We start from the raw sequence: 19,867 nt of genomic DNA on the forward strand, positions 1-19,867 counted from the left end.
CAGCTTGTTGATGGATAAGAAGGATGGCGTCACGCCCATGGCAGGGACATTATCCTTTTTTCCCCTGAATTTAAACTGGGCATAGACAGATGCATAGGGTGCAGCAGCTATGATGGCGGGGCAATGGTCAGGGATGGCCATGGCAACCTGAATACTCATGTCTTTATTTTTCTTTGGGTTATTTCCGGAAAAGCCCTTTGAAATGGTGATCACATCCGTGCCCATCTCTATGAACTGCCGCAAGGCCTCCTTCTGGACGATGGCACCCACGGAAACCATGGCAATGACAGACCCGATGCCCACTACAATGCCGGTCAGTGCCAGGATGGAGCGCTGCTTGGCCGAGACCAGGCTGTTGACCGCCTCAATGATATTGGGTTTAATGATCATGGATCACTCCGTCGTGCATCCTGACAAAGCCATTGCACTGCCTGGCAATCGACATATCATGGGTAATGACAAAAATGGTAATCCCCTCCTCCCTGTTCAGGCGGATAAAGAGATCCATGATTTCCTGCCCGACCCTTGGATCAAGGGCGCCTGTGGGCTCGTCAGCCAGGATTATGGCGGGGCTCCCCACCAGGGCCCGGGCAATGGCCACCCGCTGCTGCTGGCCGCCGGAAAGTTCCGTTGGCCGGTGATGTTCCCGTTCCAGCATCCCCACCTTTTCAAGAACCACCCTGGCAGCCCGGTGCCGCTCTTTTTCCCCCACCCCCCGGTAGACCAGGGGCAGGGCAACATTCTGGAGAGCGGTCAGCCTGGTCAAAAGGTTGAACTGCTGAAACACAAACCCGATTTTCCGGTTCCGGATTTCGGACAGATCCTTGTCATTCATGGCAGCCACAGCTTTGCCGTTCAGGGTATAGGTTCCTGAAGTGGGCGTGTCCAAAAGCCCGATGATATTCATAAGGGTGGATTTGCCGCAGCCGGACTGGCCAACGATGGCCATGAGCTGACCCTGGCCGATGGTCAGGCTGGCCCCTTTGAGCACCTCCACCGTGACCGGCCCCATCTGAAAGGACTTATGAATGTTTTCAAGCTGGATCATGGCCGGTCTCTGGTGACCTGCGGGTCATTGTTTTGGCCGGCGGGACCGGGTGTATCGCCAGGGGAAGGGCCATTACCGCCTCCCCCGGCCGGTTTCATCGACCCGGGGAGGTTGTGCGCCCCAAGCACGATCTGATCCCCCGGTTCCAGTCCGTTCAGGATCTCCACTGAATCCAGGGTGGTCATGCCGGTGGTGACCTCCACCACTTCAGGAAATAGACTTGATTTTTTGAGCACCTGAACAAATGTTTCACTTCCCCGGATACTTACCCCGCCAAGGGGCACCATCAGGGCCTTGGGATTATCGTAAACAATGATCGAAAGGTTGGCGGACATGCCTAGAGTGAATAGGTTGCCACTTCTTTGCCAAACCCCTTTAGCAGGGGCTGGGTAAAGCTTGCCGTCCAGGTATTGGAACCGCTGTAGGTCTCCTTGCCGCCGCTGGTATTTGCCAGGTTGTCGGTCCGGTTCCAGGAAAAACGCATGCTTCCACCGTGTTCAAAGCCTTTATCCATGCGAATGGCGGAATTATGGCTGTAAGAAGTACGGGTGTCACTTCCCTGTTCACCCTCGGTCTGGGTCCTGCCGCCCGAGGCAAAGGGGCTTGAAGTCAGATTAAAATCAGGAGCAAACTCGGCTTCTGCCACCTTGAGGCTGAACTTGTCCATAACCCGTGTGATATAGGCCCGCTTCACGTCACGGTTGTACCGGAGCGCCACGGCCACGGCCTCGGCGATGTTCATCTGTATGCAATTTTCCGGGCTTTTATTTGTTTTCCGGCCCGCTGTACCTTGCACCGGACAAAAAAAAAGAACCAGAATCAAAGAGAGCAACAGACACGAAATGCGTTGACCCGGCCTGACCATGGCATGGATTCCTTAATGATTGCGCTGCAATATGCCGGTCATGAAAAAGAGCGGGAAATGCTAATAAAATGTAATTTCACAACGTAAGGAGTTTTCATCATCTCCGGTCACTACAACTTTTGAATGATAATACGTCTTGTCTTCGGGCGCCCGTGTCTCGCAAACCTTCATGTTGTTGCTCTTAAGATAAACAGCAACCTTGGCTACTTTGTAAGTCCAAAATGCAAATTCATCTTGATAGCCTTTACGGCCGGAATTAACGTCAAAACCTTTAAGGGCGTTTGCTCCTAAACCAAGGGGCTGGGAAACATCATATGTAACCATCACATCGCAACCTGATTGATTATCAGCATCCACCCTTGCGGCCCAGGACGTGGAGGCGAACACCAGTACAATCACCAGTCCCAGAAAAAAAAACTTAGCGCCTGTTAAGGCCTGTTTCTTGTCAACCATCGCAATGGCCTCCTTTTCTTCCTGACTGTTTTTTGAAGCCTGTTCGCTGAAGCGGCCGGACACGGATTGTCTCAACTTTAAAAAAAATTGCACACGGCGTCTCTTCAGAAATATCTAAAGTCAAACTTTTGGGCAGAATTGGTATTCTCTCGGGAGTAATAATCGGCGGACTATACTGTCTTTAGTGCCTTACGCCTTAGTTTCTGCCCCAAAAAACAAGAGAATGAAGAAGGGACTGACGTTTACCGTCTTTCCATTATATGATATGTTTTTTTGCTTTATCAGGATGGGAATGATAAAAGAATACGGCAAAAAAGAATGCAGATACAGCTTAAGGAGAATTACCCCATATGGGACGTTTAAATGAGTTTGAACTGACAATTAAAAAGGTCAGTGACAGTCCATTAATCTACGAGGCACAGATCCCTTCGGCGTGCACTTTTTTCCAGGATGTCCGGCGCTACCAGAGTATCGGCCCCCACATGGAAATCCGGATTATCCCGGTGAATGGGAAGATTGAGCTTGACCCGGACATGACCCCCGTATCATTTAATAAACTCAGCGGCGCTGAACGTAAAGCCCTGGTGGATTATCTGACCGTCCGTGTTGCCAGGGGCGACAATATCGGGTATGCTTGGGCCTTTTTCCGGTCTCCGGATAAAAAGAAAAGCCTTGTGGCTTACGGGGGAAACGTGGTGCACAATGACACCTATATGGGCAAGGAGCGTATAACAGCTCTGCTTTCGTTACTCCAGAAGCAAAAAGGCATCACCAAAATGAAACGGCGCTGGTTCCCCTGGATTGTCGCTGTTCTGCTTATTTCCCTGACCGTTCTGGCCGGGCTCAACTATGGGCACCTGATAAAAAACATGCCCTTTCTCAGCAGCATCGGCGAGGATTCCGGCCCTGAAATGCAATTTTACAAATCCGTATTTCCCGACTTGCATGCCTGGCTCCATGACGGAACCCCGGAACAAAAAGATGTGGCTAAAAAGCTGTTAAAAACCGAATATGTCTCGTACATGCTTCATACCATGACCCTGCCCGATTACCGCCAGGAAGGTGAACAAGATATGAACCGGGGCAACAGACTGATCCTGTTTGTATATTTCAACTATAACCGTCAGGTTGATCAACTGGTCAGCTCCCGCAGGGAGGTTCTGGCAGGCACGGAATTCATACGCCTGGCACGGATTTATTCAACCATGCAATCCGGGTATGCCGCCAATATTTTCTATTTCAAGGTTGGAGACTTAAACATCAAACACACTGAAATCTCCAATTATATGAAGCAGAACATGATCTCCTACCAGGATTTTAAAAAAATCCGGGATGAAAATGCTTTTGCAGAACTCATGGCCAGTGACCGCATCAGTTACAAAATGAAGGGCTTTCTGGAAAATGTATATACCTTTACCCCCCTTCGTATTGACACAAAACTTGACGGTAAATCCTGGTACCTGCTCACCCGGAGCAACAGTTCCGGCAATCTTGATTTTGCAGCCTTCTTCCACCAGGACAGCGCCACCCTGGTGCCCAAACGCATAGGTCACCTGGTGCTGGAAGACAAGGGAATGCCTTCGGACATGGCCTGGTATGCGTTGGATGACAGCCAGGCAGGGAAACTGAAATTGTCGGGCAGCACCCTGACCTATTTCAGTACGGAAACCGGCCAGACCAACCAGCTTGATATCATTAAAGAACGGATCAGCACCCTGGGCCTTTCCACGCTGCCCCAGAACCAGATCAAGGTCAATGTCCACCGGGAACTGCTCATGGGGGATGCAAAGGGAAAATACGGCATCCAGACCAATGACCCCATCACAAGCCTGGTGCTGTCCAACCTGATCACCAAATCATCCTTTGAACAGGAGGCCAATGTGTCCCTGAAGCGGGATCCCATCCAGTTCAACACCACCCTGATCCAGCTCTCCAAGGACGACAGTTTCTCTGTTCAGTCCGTGACCATTACCCCCGGCACCACCAATATCATCCGTTTGTTTGAGCCCTTGGACAGCTTTAAGGCAACGTTTAATGACGGCTCGGCTACCACCTTTGAGAAAGCCAGTGTCAACCTGTTCAACCCTTTTACTTTTATGGTGTCCAGGGATAGCATAACCTTATGTTTCCGCCATGACATCACGGACATGACCGTTGAAGCCGGCGACACCGAGCTTAAAATCGTCAAGGCCAAGGACGGAATTTATCAGATTGTAAAAATCCCTTAAGAATCCAGTAGGTTTACGAAATCAGCATCAAGGAGTTTTATTTAACCATATGTTTGACAACACAGACCGGCTTTTGAAAATCCAGAACGCAATCAAGGCGGTTGCCCAGCAGCTTGCCGGTCTGCCAGCCCAGCAGGCAGACCGGGTGGACAAGGTCATTGAACGCTGCCGACAATGCCTGAAAACGGCACCGGACACGGATATGCCCGTATATATCCACATCACAGGCACGGATAAATCCTTTAAGACCAGCTATCTTCTGGACCTGTTTGACAATGACTCGCTTCGCGGGCTGTTTGCGGTCAAGCAGCGCAACACCTCGGAGAACACAGCAGTTCCCTGCCTTGTGGAACCGGTATCCTGGACCGACGAGGTGGTGGTCAGCCAGATCAGCATTTCCACAGGTAATGTGATCCGGGACCGGCTGACCCAAGAGCAGTTCAACCGGCTGTATGATCTATCCTCCGGGGCGACCCCGGACGATTATCTCATTCGGGTGGCCGTTCCCGAAAACCAGACCCCCATGACCTTTCCGGCCATTGAATATCCGGGAATTAAAGAGGGGGCGGACGCCATTGCGTTCCAGAAGGAGCGCCATGAAAAATTCCAGGCCAATATGCTGGACTGCCTGGAGCGCTATCCCGGCATTCTTGTGGCCTGTTTCCAGCACAAAATCGCCATTCCCCCGGGCCATCCTCTGGATGCTATCCTGAAAAAATACCGCACGGTGCTGGAAACCACCCACGCGTATCAGAAACTGCCGTTGATCCTGTCCCTGCAGGGGGACAGTGCCGTGGCAAGCTATTGTGGCAACACCAATGTGGAGCAGGATCTGGAAAGTGATTTCAAAAGTTACAAAGCCTTTGAAACCGTGGTGCAGCTGATCAACCCCTGCAACAGCGAATACCCGGTGAGCTTTATATCCCCCGGCCCCCACGTGGATACCTGGATACGCAACCTGTCCCGGTACAAAAACCTGCGTGAAATCAAGGACCAGATCAAGGAGGACGGCTGTGTTGCCTGGTCCAGACAAATGCTCAATGACATCTGTACCACCTCCAATATCAGGGACGCCCTTGACAATATGTTTCTGATGCCCTGGATCAGGAAGGCTGAAAAGGTGCACGCCCAGGCCGTTGACCTGCTCTATGAAATTGAAAGCTATGATGAAGTGGCCGAAGTCAAGGAGCGCATGCGCAAAGCCATTCTCAATGATACCTACCAGAGCCTCCGGCACTTTTTTGACCGGGAGATCAAATACAGCGAAGACGGGCTGATCCAGGACCATAAAGAGTTCTGGACCGCCATATTCACCCAGTACCTGGACCAGTTTCTGGCCGACACCCCTAAAAGCCAGGCCATTTCCCATGTTCTGTGGAAAAACATGCACCGGCGCCTGGACCCGGACAACAAAGGATTTTTAAGTGCAATGGAAAAGGATTTACCCCACATCATCATGAACATGGCGGAATTTTACATTCCCAACATGCTGGTGCGCGGCGATTTCACCCTTGTTGAAAGACGTATTAAAGAGGATGCCCAGCATGCTGTTTAACCTGTTCAAACGCAAAAAAAAAGAAGTGGACCAATTCCAGATAGAGCTGGAGGATGACGGCAAACTTTACTATGAAACCATAGCCGGCCGCACCCCAAGGGACATCAACAACCACGAGGAATATATTCTTTTCATTGATTTCGGCTCCTACCGCACCAGTGTTTTGTGCTGGCCCTGCAGCTTTGGCCGGGATAAGATCACCGACTCGTGGCAGTATGTGGTCCATGGCGACTCCGATGCCCAGGGCGGCTTTCCTTCGGCCTTTATCAATCCACCTTCCGGTGATGAGCGGGACTTTGCCTTTGTGCCCAATATGGGTGAAGAGTATGTCAGCTCAAGCCAGATTGTTAAAAGCGCCAAATATGTATTTGCCTCAAAATTTGCCGCCTACAAGGGAAATGTCCCCCAGTTCAAGCTTTACATCAAAAAAATCCTTGAACACAGTTTCAGGTATATCACAGAGCCAAACAAGGAGCGCCCCTGGAACGGCCCCGCCATCCCGGTGATTACGGAAATCCGGGTTACGGTACCGGATCTGTTCATTGAAAACCTAAGAAACGGATACAAGGAAAATATCTATGCCGTGTGCATGAACCTGGCCTCGGACCGGAAATGGAAATGGCTGTTCCCCAGTGATCTTAGGCATTTGCGCAAAACCTTTGTCAATATTTCCGCGGATGAAAGCGGGGCGTGCGAGCTTTATTTCCTGAACCTGATCAAGCAGTTACCTTTCTGGGACCTGTCCGGCCAAAAAGACCGGCTCCCCAATCTAAAGGAAGTGGATTTTATCTTTTCCCAGGCTGCCCAGCGTGACCCCAATGCTGAAAATCTTCAGTTTGTGGTATGCCACATTGACATTGGCGGACTGACCACGGATGTCAGCATTCTTCTGGCCAATACCTACCAGGACCCGGCCCTTGGCATCACCACAGCCCTTACCCGCAAGGAATCCTTTTCCGAACGAAAAGCCGGGGAATATTTTTCCGACACCTTTGCCCAGACCCGATCCCCGGAGGAAACCGGTCCCTGGTGGGACAATGACCGGTTCATTGAAAGGGATTTTGCACGGTTTCTGGAACTGTTATGCGGTAAACAGGCAGGGTTGCTCAATGAATGGCGCAAGGACAGAAATCTGGCCGGCATCTATTTTCTGATTTCAGGCCGCCCCACCAAGTCTGAAAAGATCAGAAAAGCCATTAAAAAGCATATTCTCAAGGAATTTAACAAAGATGAACTGCTTCTTTTGCCCGAGCACTGCCTGTTCATGGCCGAGTACCGGCATGTGGGCAAAGACCAGGAGGGGGAGCGCTATGCCAAGAAAATCTCCCATTTTGAAAAACTGATCACCCTGATAGGCAATGTGTACACCCTTTACGACGGGTATGAAATCTGTGTGGATGACCACAAATATTACATTTCCCTGGACACGGACACCAGGACCGCCTCCCAGATGGAGGTGCTTCCCGGGCGGATCTACAATATGGAAGAGTTTGAAAACTACAAGAAATCCGCAGCGCACAACAATGTCAACCACCTGGCCTTTACCAGATTTCCGGCAGGGGAAAACAGCACCCGGTTTCTTACGGTAAAAACCATTGCCCGGCAGACCGCCTTTCCCGTAATCCGGGTGGCCCAGAGCAGTGACGGCCAGGCATGGATCATGCCGTCCCTTATGATCACCAATTTAGAGCAGAACGACCAGGCCTTTGACCTGTCATGGGGGGCGCTTTCACTAGAATAAGATCCCAATGCAATGTCATAAAATAAAGATGATTTCAGATGAATACCACGAAGAACACGAAGTATAGTACTCTAAAATCTTCGTGAACCTCGTGGTAAAATAAAATACCCAACTCCGAGGAGGACGTTTATCATGAAACTTGTCAGCGTAGCCATAGAAAATCCCGAAGAACTTAACTTTATCCTGGGTCATTCCCATTTCATCAAAACCGTTGAAGATATTCATGAGGCCATTGTCTGTACCGTACCCAACGCAAAATTCGGCGTGGCGTTCTGTGAGGCTTCCGGGGAGTGCCTGATCCGTCATTCCGGTACGGACGAACAGATGCTGGAACTTGCGAAAAAGAACGCCCAGGCTCTGTCAGCCGGCCATACATTTATCATTTTCATGAAAGATATGTTCCCCGTCAACATCGTGAACACTATCCAGGCCGTTCCCGAGGTGGTGCGCATCCATTGCGCCACAGCCAACCCCACCCAGGTGATCATCCTCCAGACCGATCTGGGCAGGGGCATTATGGGCGTGGTGGACGGCTTTTCTTCCAAAGGCGTTGAAACCCAGGACGATATTAAAAAACGCAAAGATTTCTTAAGGATGATCGGCTACAAGCTGTAATAGCCTGAAGGGGTAGTTCCTTTGGGCTAGTCACCTGGGAGGGCTCCTCATTGAAGGGGAGTCCTATCCCGATTCTGTCATCTATTCATAATGTGTCCACATACGAAGGACTTTGACAACGTTATCATCATTTATAATTTGGTATACGATTCTATGTTGAATATTTAATCTTCTTGAATATGCACCAGACAAATCACCTACAAGTTTTTGGTAAAAAGGCGGCGTTTGGTATGGATTAGAATATTAATGTGCTTTTTTTATACCTGCGGGATCCACAACCACCAGGGGAACACCAAGTCTTTCTTTAAGTTCCTTGATCCGGGAAGAGGCAGGGACATGGTCATGGGAGGGGTCAAATACGGCAAGAACAATATCAGGGTGGAAATCAACATAGCCGGATAGAACATTCTCCGGGCTGCCGGCACTCAATGCGACTGAATAGGGAACCGGACAGTTCGGATTTTTAAGCATCTGTTTCAACGGTCCGGAGATCCCGGCAAGGCGCTTGTCCCCCTGACCGGGCATATCACTGCCCCCTAGTTCAATGTTTCCGATTGTGCCGTCCATATTATTCGCACAATCCGCATAATCCGCGCCAAACGATCTGTCCTTTCTATTTTTAATAAACTGGAGGATACACAACCGGGCACTGATATGTTTGCACAGATCAGCAGCATATTTAAAAATCGGACGGGAGGGAACATTCCCATCAATGGCAAGCAGTACCTGCTTCATTTTACCCCTTTCTATTATTTTTTTAAGAACCCGCGAGGGGGGATTTATGGGAAACACCACTGTTAAGAGAATAAATGAGCATTTTATATACCAGACTATGCAGGGGCTTGGTTTTTTTCTCTATCCCGCGCCCATAAATGATTTCAATGTTCAAAAATGGGCGATTTTACCTGGGTTGGGAAAACAGGGCAGGCGTTTCATTCTGAAATAGAGTCACTTGTGCAAATACAGAAACCTATTGATATCACTTGAAATACACCGCCATTGCAGGAAGCGCATCCCTGTTATGATTTGCAACGGGGGGGACCATAATAAAAAAGCAGCCGACCGGCTGCTTTGGGATCTTTGTGGGGTGAGTGACCGGGATTGAACCGGCGGCAACCAGGGCCACAACCTGGTGCTCTACCAACTGAGCTACACCCACCACAAAAACTTTGCATAATTATCAGAACTGCTTTTCTTTTTCAAGTAGTTTTTGCCTTTATTTTTTATCCTATTGATTAAATTCGAATTACATATAAGGATTGACCTGTTTCCCCCCTTTGACTATTATCCTTGGGATATTTATTAATAAAGACACGCAAAAAGGCGGTTCGTATAATGAATACACTGATTATTTTCACCATACGCCTGATTCTGGGCCTGGCATTCGGAATCATCCTTACCCGGCTGTTCAAGCCGGACTGGGGAATCTACCATGGTGTTGCCACAGGGATCATCCTTGTGGCCCTGGCCTATGGCATGGGCTATTACAGAAAATCCAAAAGGTAACAGGCAGGCGTTTGTGGACAATATCATTCTGGGCACAGCAGGTCACATTGATCATGGGAAAACCAGCCTGGTCAAGGCCTTGACAGGCACTGAAACAGACCGCCTCAAGGAGGAAAAAGAACGCGGTATCACCATAGAACTTGGATTTGCCTCCCTGGATCTTGCCAATGGACAGCACATTGGCATTGTGGACATGCCTGGCCATGAAAAATTTGTAAAAAACATGGTGGCCGGTGCTTCGGGCATTGATGTGGTGGTCATGGTCATTGCGGCAGATGAAGGCGTCATGCCCCAGACCCGGGAGCACATGGAGATCTGCAACCTCATGGGCATTTGCCACGGCATGATCGCCTTGACCAAAACAGACCTTGTGGATGAAGACCTGCTGGAACTGGCCATGGCGGACATCCATGATTTTATTTCAGACACTTTTCTTGAAGACAAACCCATTGTGCCGGTATCCTCTGCCACAGGCCAGGGTCTGGAGGAATTTTTAACCACCCTTGAAAAAATCTGTACACAAATCCCGCCCCGCAAATTTTCTTCCATTTTCCGTCTTCCCGTGGACCGGGTATTTTCCATGAAAGGGTTCGGCACGGTCATCACCGGGACCCTGATTTCAGGCCAGGTAAGTGTGGGCCAGGATATCATGGTGTTTCCCCGGAAAATCACATCAAAGGTCCGGGGGCTTCAGGTGCATTCCAGTTCGGTGGAGACAGCCATGGCCGGCACCCGGACTGCCATCAATTTCCAGGGTCTTGACCGGGAAGCTGTATTTAGAGGGGATGTGCTCTCCACCCCGGGGGCGTTGATTGAAAGCTATATGGTGGACGCACAGTTCCATTACCTGAAAAGCAATGTCAAGCTGGCCAGGGCCCGGACAAGGGTCAGGTTTCATTCGGGCACAAGTGAAATACTGGGCTACATGATCCTGCTGGGCAGGGAAGCGCTGTTACCCGGGGACACGGCACCGGTTCAGTTCCGACTGGAATCCCCGGTATGCTGCATCAAGGATGACAGATACGTTATCCGGTCCTATTCCCCTGTCAGAACCATCGGGGGCGGTGCCATCCTCAACCCGGTGTCCAGAAAATACAAACTTAAAGATACGGCCATGATTGAAGGCCTTTCCGATCTTACTGCCCAGGATGACGAGAAAACCATTGCCTATTTTCTGTCTGTCAAGGGATATTCCGGGCTGACCTTTAATGCCTTAAGGGTCATGACCAATGTGCCGGACAAAAAACTGGCTGCTGCGTTGCAGAAAATGCTTGCAAAACAGGAAGCAATCCTCACGGACAAGGAGAAACAGATCTATGTCCACGGCATAGTTTTTGATGACTTTAAGGAAAACGTACTGGAACGGCTGACCGCCTATCATCAGGAAAACCCCTTAAAGGAAGGCATGCCGGCCCAGGAACTGAAATCCAAGTTTCAATATGTGGATGATGCCCGGTTTTTCAACATCCTGTTCACCCGCCTGGAAAAGGAAAACCTCATTGTTCAGGACAAAAACCTGGTGAAACTTTCAGGATTCAAGGTAGCGCTCCAGGTGGACCAGCATGAAATCAAGGAGAAAATTGCCGGTACTTACAAAAAATCAGGCCTGACCCCGCCTTTTTTCCGCACCATATGCCAGGACCTTGACCTGGATCAGAAAACAGCCAGGGATGTGATGCAGATTCTCATTGATGAAAAACAGGTGGTCAAGACAAGGGATGATCTGTTTTTTGATGCCAATGCCATCCGCGATCTGGAAACAAAACTCATTGAATTCCTCAAAGCCAATGAAAAAATCACCACACCGCAATTCAAGGACATGACCGGCATTTCCAGAAAATATATCATTCCCCTGATTGAATACTTTGACGCCATACACCTGACCATACGAGTTGAGGAGCACCGGCTGTTAAGGAAAAAACTGCCCTGACGTTCTGTAACCACCTGCTGGCCATCAGATTCGTTCAACAAAAGACGCGATAATACTGTCCAGGCGCATCCAGCCTTCAAGGGTCAAAACAAACCGTTTCCCGGAATCCTGGAACCGGGCCAATCCGTTATTTTCAAGGTGTTCCATCAGGCGTTGAAACACAGTTAAAAACCGGTTCTGCCACAGATTCTGTCCGGTTCTGATATCAAGGCCCATGGCTGTCCGCAGCCCCACCATGACATACTCCATCTGCCGCTGTTCCAGGGTAAGGATTTCACTGCCGGATCCGGGAAGATTTCCTGAGTTTAAGGCCCTGATATATCCATTCAGGTCCGGTACGTTCCAGAACCGTTTATACGCAGCCGATCCATCTGTGCCGGAATTTACGGCATAGGAATGGGCGGCCGGTCCGAATCCGTGGTAGGGCACCATCTGCCAGTAGGCACTGTTGTGCCGGGAACGAAGGGATGTATGCTCTGCAAAATTGGATACCTCATAATGATCCCATCCCCGGACGCTCAAATATTCGGCAACCGTACGGAACAGATCCACCTGATCCGGTTGTGCCATGGGAAAAAACTTACCCCGTTCATACATGGCATGCAGGGCTGTGCCCGGTTCCAGGGTGAGCATGTAACAGGACAGGTGCGCAGGCATCAGATCCAAGGCAGCATCAAGCTCCCGGATCAGGTGGTCGCCGGTCTGGCCGGGAAGGCCGTAAATCAGATCCAGGCTGATATTTTCAATACCGGCAGCCCGGACCTTTTCAACGGCATGCACGGCATCCTCTGCCGAATGGATACGTCCTAAAAGGGAAAGCTGTGCCGGATCAAATGACTGCATACCAAGGCTTACACGATTAACACCCATCCCTTGGAACCCTTTCAATTGGACCCCTTTCAGATGGATGGCGTCCAGGGTGCCGGGATTGGCTTCAAAAGTGATTTCGGTCTGCCGGCAGAGGCCAAAGGCGTTGTCCAGGGCTTTCAGAATGGCTTCAAGGTGCCGTGGCCCAAGCAGGGACGGGGTGCCGCCCCCGAAATATACGGTTGCCGCGCTGCCTTTGGGGTATAAGACAGATCTCCGTGAACGCAGCCGAATCTCCCGGACCAGGGCTGTCACATAATCAGGAATCAGGGACAGATCGGTTTTGGAATAAAAATCGCAATACCTGCATTTTTTTATACAGAAGGGAACATGAATATAAAGGTGTTCAGACAAACCGCATCATCAACCGGTCAAGGATCTGATCCACGTTTTTCGGGGTGACCCCGTAATTTTCGCAGGCAAGCCGCACCTGGTCCATTCGGGGACTTGCATCCATATCTCCGGGCCCTTTGAAAAAGCCCATGCGCCGGCCGATCTGGTATAGGATGCGCTCGTTTGGGGGAAGCTCAAAAAACCGGTCAATGATCCCGATCATCTTCTCTTTGTCATGGGGCATGTTGCCGGTAACCGTTTCAAACAGATTCAGGATGTGATCGCTTTTTATACGGGACTGGATATTGTCCAGGGTCTCAAGCAGCAGGCGCACTTCCGTGGCAATCATGGCGTCCCCCGGTTTTTCAAACATGCCCCGGAGCTGCCAGTGGGAAAGTTCTGTGGAAGGTGCCAGGGCAAGGGTCCGGATTTTGATCACATCCGGATTGATTGCATTCAGGGCTTCAGCGGTCTCAAGGGCATGCTCAATGGACAGGTCAATACCGCCTAACCCCGGCATTACATATTCATACAGCTCAATACCTGCCTGCCGGATCCGTTTACCCGCCGCTATGTGGCCGAATCTGTCAACGCCTTTGCGCATGCGGTTAAGCACTAGATTTGACCCGCTTTCAAGCCCCACATGAATCCGGTTAAGGCCAAGTTCATGCATCTGTTTCAGGGCACCGCGCGGCAATTGAAGGATGGTGCTGCTTCTGGCGTAGGTGGCAATGGTTTCGGTTTCCGGGAAACAGTCTTTGATGTGCCTGAGAATAAAAAGTATATCCTCGGGTTTCATAACCAGGGGATTGGCGTCCTGGAGAAAAATGGCGTTCATGCCTGCGGCATACCACATGACAGCGCTGTTGAATGCAATCCGGTCCCGTACCTCGAAACCGGTATAAATGGAATGAATTCGTTCCTGGTCAAAGGCAATGGGCAGGGCATTTTCCTGAAGCAGTCTGTCAATGTATGTACGAACCAGGTCAATGTCTTTAATAATGTCTTCCACAGGGCGTATGGAAAATTTCTGCTTTTTATATACCGGACAAAAGGAACAGCGGTTCCACGGACAGTTCCGGATCAGGCGCAGCAGCAGGCTGTATGTATCATTGGCCGGGCGGACAGGTCCCTGTTCATATCCCTGGTATGTCTGTGTCTGTTTATTGTCTGCCATGGTAAAAAACCGCAGTTGATTCCTTATATTGAACCTTGCCCATAAAAGGGTTATAAGCATTAGAAAAATGAAAGTCAATATTTGGATCTGCCTTGAAAACATATCCCGGATTTGATATGAATCCCTCATTTTTATAGTCAATTATCAAATTTTTCCGCACCGGTGCGGAAAAATTTATGCAACATCGCAACATAAGGAGAGCCCATGCCTGGCTTTGAATTATTTTCAGATGAGGAACGCAAACAGGTCAATGATGTACTGGAAACAGGGGTTTTATTCAGGTACGGATTTGAAGGGGCCAGAAACGGCCATTTCAAGGCCCTGGAATTTGAAAAAAAACTGGCCCGGATAACAGGTGCCGGATTCAGCCATCTGTGCGCCAGCGGAACAGCGGCGCTTTGTACGGCCCTTGCGGCCTGCGGCATCGGGGCCGGGGACGAGGTCATTGTACCGCCGTTTACCTTTGTGGCCACATTTGAGGCCGTGATCCAGGCAGGCGCTGTGCCTGTGTTTGCAGACATTGACCAGACCCTTTGCCTGGATCCGGAGCGCCTGGAAGCGGCAGTCACGTCCCGGACAAAGGCAGTGGTGCCGGTGCACATGTGCGGGGCCATGGCAAGGATTGATGAAATCAAAGCCTTTTGCAACAAAAAGGGCCTGGTGCTCCTGGAAGACGCCTGCCAGTCCTTGGGCGCAAGTTTCAAAGGCCGCCATTTGGGCACATTCGGCAAGGCCGGCTGTTTCTCCTTTGACGCGGTTAAAACCGTGACCTGCGGAGAAGGCGGCGGCATTATCACAAATGACGAAGAGGTTTACACCCGGTGCCACCAGTATGCAGACCATGGCCATGACCATTTAGGCGGACCAGACCGGGGCGCGGATGACCACCCCATCATGGGCACCAACTACAGGATATCCGAACTGAATGCAGCGGTGGGGCTTGCCCAGTTAGGCAAACTCAACCGCATCGTTGAGATCCAGAGAAAAAATAAAGCCGCCATCAAGGATGCCATGAAAGATATTAAAGGCGTTACCTTCCGCGCACTTCCCGACCCGGACGGGGATTCCGCCACCTTCTTGAGCTTTTTGATGCCCACACAAGACCAGGCCAGGCAGGCGGCAAAAAAACTTGCGGAAAACGGGGCTCCTTGCGCCTACTGGTATGACAATAACTGGCATTATTATAAAAAATGGCATCACCTCAAGGAAATGAAACGCGCTGCCAGACTTCCCTTTGAGTTGAGTGGCGGCCTGCCGGATTATGCCGGCCTTGTCCTGGCGCAAAGTGAAGATATCATGAAGCGTACCCTGTCCATGCAGATCATGCTTTCCTGGTCCGCAGATGATATGGACAAACGTATCCAGGCTGTATTAAACGCTTTAAAATAACAAGCCGCCCAAACACGTTTTAGGGTTAAAGCAATAAGTTAAGGATTTATCAATGTTCAGAAATTTTAAGCTGGTTCCCAATATTCTTTTCGGCCGGGGCTGTTTTGCCCAGCTTGACGAGGTGGTGGCAGGCCGGCGCAAGTCCGGTGAAGACTGGGCTGTTTTTGTTGTGGATGATGTATTTAAGGGCAAGGCTCTTGAAAAACGTATCCCCTTGCATGACAATGATTTTCTTTTGTGGGTCAATGTAGCGGATGAGCCCAAGACAGGCTATGTGGATAAACTCACCCGGAAAGCAAAAAGTTTCAACCCTGCCCTGCCCTGCGCAGTCATCGGCATTGGGGGCGGTTCCGCCATGGACCTTGCCAAATCCGTCTCTTTGATGCTCACCAATGAAGGCTCATCCACCGAGTACCAGGGATGGGATCTGATCAAGAACCCTGCCGTATGGCATGCGGCCGTGCCCACCCTTTCCGGCACAGGCGCGGAAGTCTCCCGTACAGCCGTGCTCACCGGACCCGAGAAAAAACTGGGACTGAACTCCGATTATACAGTGTTTGACCAGGTGATCCTGGACCCTGAACTGGCCGCAGGCGTGCCCAGAGCCCAGCACTTCTACACCGGCATGGACTGCTATATCCACTGCATTGAGTCGTTGCAGGGCACCTATATCAATGAATTTTCCAAAGCTTACGGGGAAAAATCCCTGGATCTGTGCCGCCAGGTGTTTGTGGATAACCACCCTGATTCGGCGGACAAACTGATGATGGCCTCCTTTTTCGGCGGCATGAGCATTGCCTACTCCCAGGTGGGTGCCTGCCATGCCCTGTCCTATGGTCTTTCCTATGTGCTTGGCACCCATCACGGCGTGGGCTGCTGCATCACCTTTGACACTCTGGATGAATACTATCCCGACGGGGTGAAAGAATTTCGAACCATCATGGAAAAAACAGGGGTGGACATTCCCAGGGGACTGACCAAGGACCTTACCGGGGATCAGATGGAGACCATGATCAATGTGGCCCTGAACCTGGATCCTTTGTGGGAAAACTGCCTGGGCAAGGACTGGAAAAGCATCATGACCCGTGACAAGGCGCGCAGCCTTTTTGAAAAGATGTAGCCCATGCCCATTGCAGTGATCCCGGCACGCTTTGGTTCCAGCCGGCTTGGGGGCAAACCCCTGGTTGACATTGCCGGCAAACCCATGATCCAGCGGGTATGTGAACAAGCCTGGAAATCATCCGTGGTGACAAGAACCATTGTTGCCACGGATGACGAACGTATTGTCAGAGCCGTAAAGGCATTTGGCGGAGAAGCCCTGATGACCCCGGACACCTGCCGGTCAGGCACGGACCGGGTGGCTGAAACCGCCAGGATGCTTGGTGCGGCTGCCGAAGATATCATCATCAATATCCAGGGGGACCAGCCTGTGTTTGATCCCAAAAGCCTTGATGATTTGATCCGGCCCTTTGACGAGAATCCCGGCCTTGCCATGTCCACCCTGGCGTATAAAATCAAAAATCCCCGGGAGATTACAGATCCCAAGGACGTAAAGGTCGTGTTCAACCGCCAGGGATTTGCCATGTATTTTTCCCGGGCTCAGATTCCCTTTCCCAGGGACGGCCAGACTGATGTGGCCTATTATAAACATCTGGGATTTTACGCATACACCAAAGCCTTTCTGGACCAAATTGTCACCCTTGACAGCGGCACCTGCGAACAGGTGGAAAAGCTGGAGCAGCTTCGGGTGATGGAATACGGATTTCCCATAAAAGTGGCGGTCACCCAATATGATTCACCGGAAATTGATCTGCCCGAAGATATTGAACGCGTTGAAGCTATCCTGCGCGAATCCTGCTGATTATCCATGAAATCATTTTACAAAATTATTCATACGTCGAGCCGAATTCTGTGGGGTAACAGGGAAGAACGAATCCTTTGCGAATCATTATGGATGAAAGAAAACGGCCACCAGGTGGCCGTTGTTGCCCCGGGGAATAGTCCTTTGTTTGAAAACGCCAAACAAAACGGATTGCAGGTCTATCCCATGTCCTTTAAGTCTTTGGTCAGAATCGGAGAATATGCCCAGCTCAAACAAATATTTGCCGGCGAGCACCCTTTTGTGGTCAATGCCCACGGCAGAGGAGATGCCAAGCTTGCCTTAAAGGCAGCCCAGACCACGGGTGTCCCCTGCCGGATCATGTCCCGTCACAACGGGGAACGGGTTAAAAACACCTGGCCCAACAAAAAAATTTATAAAACACGGTGCCACTATGTTTTCACCACCTCCAAGGACAGCACCGCGCATCTGAAGCAGATCTTTTCCCTGTCAGACATGCAAATTTTCTCCATTCCCGACGGCATTGTCATGCCTGATATTGCCGCTGCCCCGGAGGGAACAGACAGAACAGCCCAAACAGCAGCCAGGCAGGAGCTGGCAAACACCCTTGAACTGGAAACAGGTGTCCGGTTCATCGGAATCTTTGGTAAAATAGATCCCCAAGATATACAGCAGCTTTGCAGAACCGCTGATCAGCTCAGCCGGCACTTCCCTTGTCATCATCTGCTGATCGCCGGTACTCACGAAAATCAGTATCCCATGGATGAAAAGGCAGCCCCCCGTGTGCATATGCTGCCACTGACAAAAGAGAATGATGCCGGTTTCTACCAGGCTCTGGACTGCTGTGTCTATTTTCCCAACCCCCAAAATTTTTACCAGGGGGTACCTTGGGAGGTGACAAAGGCCATGGCTTACTTCTGCCCGGTAATTGGTCCGGATACCCCCGGTATCAGGGATATTCTTATTAATTATAAAACCGGCAGGGTCTTTAATCCGGGGCAACCCGGTTCTCTGCCGGGAATCATCCGGTGGATACTGAATACCCCCCGGGCTGTCCAGCCCCTGGTCCAGGCGGCCCAGGATCTGGTTAAAAAACATTACGCCATGGATGCCATGGGCAAGGATATCTTGCGTATCTACCGGTTGCGCCAGGCAAAAATTGATCGGCAATTTCAAACAAGCGCCTATGAAATCACACCTGTATAAAATTATCCATACCACCTGCCACACAGATTGGGGGGGACTTGAAAAAAGAGTGCTGAACGAATCTTTATGGATGGCGGACAAAGGACACCAGGTCATCATTATAGCACCTGAAAATACCCCCTTGCTCCAAAGGGCAAAAGGGCATGGACTTAACCTATACCCAATGTCTTTCAAACGCTTGTCTGCATTATCCGATTACAGCCGCCTTATTCGCATTTTTAATCAAGAGAAGCCTCACATTGTCAACACCCATGGGAATACAGATTCAAAAATAGCGTTACCGGCAGCTAAAAAAGCCCTTGTACCTTGCAGAATTTTATCACGTCACATCAGTACGCCGGTTAGCAATACCTGGTATAATCGGCTGCTTTACAAAAAATTAAGCCATTATACGTTCACCACAGCAGATTATACCAGGCGTCACCTTCAAGACGTTTTTAACCTTTCGGCTCAGCAGGTTTTTTCAATCCCTTCCGGTATTGTTGAACCTGCGGCGCTTAGTCCAAAGGATGAGGAGAGAAAAAACCTGGCAGCGAAACTTAACCTTGATCCTTGTGCGCGCTTTATCGGGTTTGCCGGCCGGGTGTCCCAGGACAAGGGCGTGGACACCCTTTTACAAGGATTTCAGAAAGCAGCCAGGCATATTCCCCACCACCTGGTCATTGCCGGCACCGGAGAAGCGTCTTTTCTGGGCCGGATGTCGGAACTTGCCCGGGATCTGAATATTGAGAACAGAGTACATTTTATTGGATTCCAGGAAAATGTCTGGCCGTTTTACCGTTCCCTGGACTGCAAGATTCTGCCATCCGTGTTTGAAGGAATCCCCCAGGTCCTGATTGAGGCGATGTATGCCTTATGTCCGGTGATTGGATCCAGGACTGGAGGGATTGCAGATATCATCACCCATGATGAAACCGGCCTGCTTTTTAACGTAGGGCAGTCCTGTCAACTATGTGAGATGATTATTAAAACAATTGATCACCCAGAGGCAACAAATGAGCGTGCACAAAACGCAGAACAAAAAATGAAACGCTGCCATACCATTGAGACCATGGGGCAAAAAATTATCCGCATCTACCAGTCCCACTTTAACAATACCTGAAATCCGGCAAAT

At 50.3% G+C, this 19,867-nt stretch carries 19 protein-coding genes, 1 tRNA gene and 1 pseudogene; 11 read left to right on the forward strand and 10 right to left on the reverse strand.

Annotation, left to right across the window (positions count from 1 at the left end; all coding sequences use genetic code 11):
* From AB7U36_RS01735 to AB7U36_RS01755, 5 genes are all read right to left on the reverse strand, one after another.
* The coding region (locus AB7U36_RS01735; protein ID WP_428158082.1) for an ABC transporter permease at positions 1-390 on the reverse strand (390 nt) is incomplete at its 3' end.
* Positions 380-1,048 (reverse strand): ABC transporter ATP-binding protein, encoded by a 669-nt coding sequence (locus tag AB7U36_RS01740; RefSeq protein ID WP_428158083.1) that lies wholly within the window; start codon positions 1,046-1,048, stop codon positions 380-382. The genes AB7U36_RS01735 and AB7U36_RS01740, both read right to left, overlap by 11 nt.
* Positions 1,045-1,383 (reverse strand): hypothetical protein, encoded by a 339-nt coding sequence (locus AB7U36_RS01745; protein WP_428158084.1) that lies wholly within the window; start codon positions 1,381-1,383, stop codon positions 1,045-1,047. The genes AB7U36_RS01740 and AB7U36_RS01745 overlap by 4 nt, the downstream gene beginning before the upstream one ends.
* A gap of 2 nt (positions 1,384-1,385) precedes the next feature.
* Positions 1,386-1,790, reverse strand: a complete 405-nt coding sequence (locus AB7U36_RS01750; protein ID WP_428158085.1) for a hypothetical protein — start codon at positions 1,788-1,790, stop codon at positions 1,386-1,388.
* A gap of 183 nt (positions 1,791-1,973) precedes the next feature.
* A complete protein-coding gene (locus AB7U36_RS01755) occupies positions 1,974-2,429 on the reverse strand; it encodes a hypothetical protein (RefSeq protein ID WP_428158086.1) in 456 nt (151 codons plus the stop codon).
* Positions 2,430-2,716: 287 nt separating this feature from the next.
* On the opposite strand from AB7U36_RS01755, the gene AB7U36_RS01760 reads away from it, so the two are divergent.
* From AB7U36_RS01760 to AB7U36_RS01775, 4 genes are all read left to right on the forward strand, one after another.
* Complete coding sequence (locus AB7U36_RS01760; RefSeq protein WP_428158087.1) at positions 2,717-4,594, forward strand: hypothetical protein; 1,878 nt, start codon at positions 2,717-2,719, stop codon at positions 4,592-4,594.
* A 49-nt stretch (positions 4,595-4,643) separates the two neighbouring features.
* Entirely contained in the window at positions 4,644-6,149 is a 1,506-nt protein-coding gene (locus AB7U36_RS01765; protein WP_428158088.1) for a hypothetical protein, read from the forward strand.
* Positions 6,139-7,890: a hypothetical protein gene (locus tag AB7U36_RS01770; protein WP_428158089.1), complete on the forward strand. Its 1,752-nt coding sequence runs from the start codon at positions 6,139-6,141 to the stop codon at positions 7,888-7,890. The genes AB7U36_RS01765 and AB7U36_RS01770 overlap by 11 nt, the downstream gene beginning before the upstream one ends.
* Before the next feature lie 132 nt (positions 7,891-8,022).
* Positions 8,023-8,505 carry an adenosine-specific kinase gene (locus AB7U36_RS01775; protein WP_428158090.1) on the forward strand — a complete coding sequence of 161 codons (483 nt, stop codon included), beginning with the start codon at positions 8,023-8,025 and terminating at the stop codon, positions 8,503-8,505.
* An 81-nt stretch (positions 8,506-8,586) separates the two neighbouring features.
* Here AB7U36_RS01775 and AB7U36_RS01780 read toward each other — a convergent pair.
* The 3 genes and pseudogenes from AB7U36_RS01780 to AB7U36_RS01790 all read right to left on the reverse strand — a co-directional run.
* A pseudogene (locus tag AB7U36_RS01780) lies at positions 8,587-8,730 on the reverse strand (Txe/YoeB family addiction module toxin); the annotation flags it as partial.
* Positions 8,731-8,748: 18 nt separating this feature from the next.
* Positions 8,749-9,240 carry a hypothetical protein gene (locus AB7U36_RS01785; protein ID WP_428158091.1) on the reverse strand — a complete coding sequence of 164 codons (492 nt, stop codon included), beginning with the start codon at positions 9,238-9,240 and terminating at the stop codon, positions 8,749-8,751.
* A gap of 348 nt (positions 9,241-9,588) precedes the next feature.
* A tRNA-His gene (locus AB7U36_RS01790) sits at positions 9,589-9,664 on the reverse strand.
* Positions 9,665-9,840: 176 nt separating this feature from the next.
* On the opposite strand from AB7U36_RS01790, the gene AB7U36_RS01795 reads away from it, so the two are divergent.
* Complete coding sequence (locus tag AB7U36_RS01795; RefSeq protein ID WP_428158092.1) at positions 9,841-10,011, forward strand: hypothetical protein; 171 nt, start codon at positions 9,841-9,843, stop codon at positions 10,009-10,011.
* A gap of 13 nt (positions 10,012-10,024) precedes the next feature.
* Positions 10,025-11,941, forward strand: coding sequence for a selenocysteine-specific translation elongation factor (selB, locus tag AB7U36_RS01800; protein WP_428158093.1), 1,917 nt, complete (start codon positions 10,025-10,027; stop codon positions 11,939-11,941).
* A gap of 24 nt (positions 11,942-11,965) precedes the next feature.
* On the opposite strand, the gene hemW is transcribed toward selB, so the two are convergent.
* Together hemW and AB7U36_RS01810 are read right to left on the reverse strand one after the other, a co-directional pair.
* Positions 11,966-13,162, reverse strand: coding sequence for a radical SAM family heme chaperone HemW (gene hemW, locus AB7U36_RS01805; RefSeq protein WP_428158094.1), 1,197 nt, complete (start codon positions 13,160-13,162; stop codon positions 11,966-11,968).
* Positions 13,155-14,318, reverse strand: a complete 1,164-nt coding sequence (locus tag AB7U36_RS01810; protein WP_428158095.1) for a radical SAM protein — start codon at positions 14,316-14,318, stop codon at positions 13,155-13,157. The genes hemW and AB7U36_RS01810 overlap by 8 nt, the downstream gene beginning before the upstream one ends.
* Before the next feature lie 204 nt (positions 14,319-14,522).
* On the opposite strand from AB7U36_RS01810, the gene AB7U36_RS01815 reads away from it, so the two are divergent.
* From AB7U36_RS01815 to AB7U36_RS01835, 5 genes are read left to right on the forward strand one after another with little or no spacing between them, the layout of a single operon-like run.
* On the forward strand, positions 14,523-15,707 hold the full coding sequence (locus tag AB7U36_RS01815) for a DegT/DnrJ/EryC1/StrS family aminotransferase (protein WP_428158096.1): 1,185 nt from the start codon (positions 14,523-14,525) through the stop codon (positions 15,705-15,707).
* A 52-nt stretch (positions 15,708-15,759) separates the two neighbouring features.
* Positions 15,760-16,827, forward strand: a complete 1,068-nt coding sequence (locus AB7U36_RS01820; RefSeq protein WP_428158097.1) for an iron-containing alcohol dehydrogenase family protein — start codon at positions 15,760-15,762, stop codon at positions 16,825-16,827.
* Positions 16,828-16,830: 3 nt separating this feature from the next.
* Positions 16,831-17,568: a 3-deoxy-manno-octulosonate cytidylyltransferase gene (gene kdsB / locus AB7U36_RS01825; protein ID WP_428158098.1), complete on the forward strand. Its 738-nt coding sequence runs from the start codon at positions 16,831-16,833 to the stop codon at positions 17,566-17,568.
* A gap of 6 nt (positions 17,569-17,574) precedes the next feature.
* Complete coding sequence (locus tag AB7U36_RS01830; protein ID WP_428158099.1) at positions 17,575-18,753, forward strand: glycosyltransferase; 1,179 nt, start codon at positions 17,575-17,577, stop codon at positions 18,751-18,753.
* Positions 18,734-19,855 carry a glycosyltransferase family 4 protein gene (locus AB7U36_RS01835; RefSeq protein ID WP_428158100.1) on the forward strand — a complete coding sequence of 374 codons (1,122 nt, stop codon included), beginning with the start codon at positions 18,734-18,736 and terminating at the stop codon, positions 19,853-19,855. Before AB7U36_RS01830 ends, AB7U36_RS01835 begins: the two co-directional genes overlap by 20 nt.
* Positions 19,856-19,867: the final 12 nt, after the last annotated feature.

Source organism: Desulfobacter sp. (genome assembly GCF_050177295.1).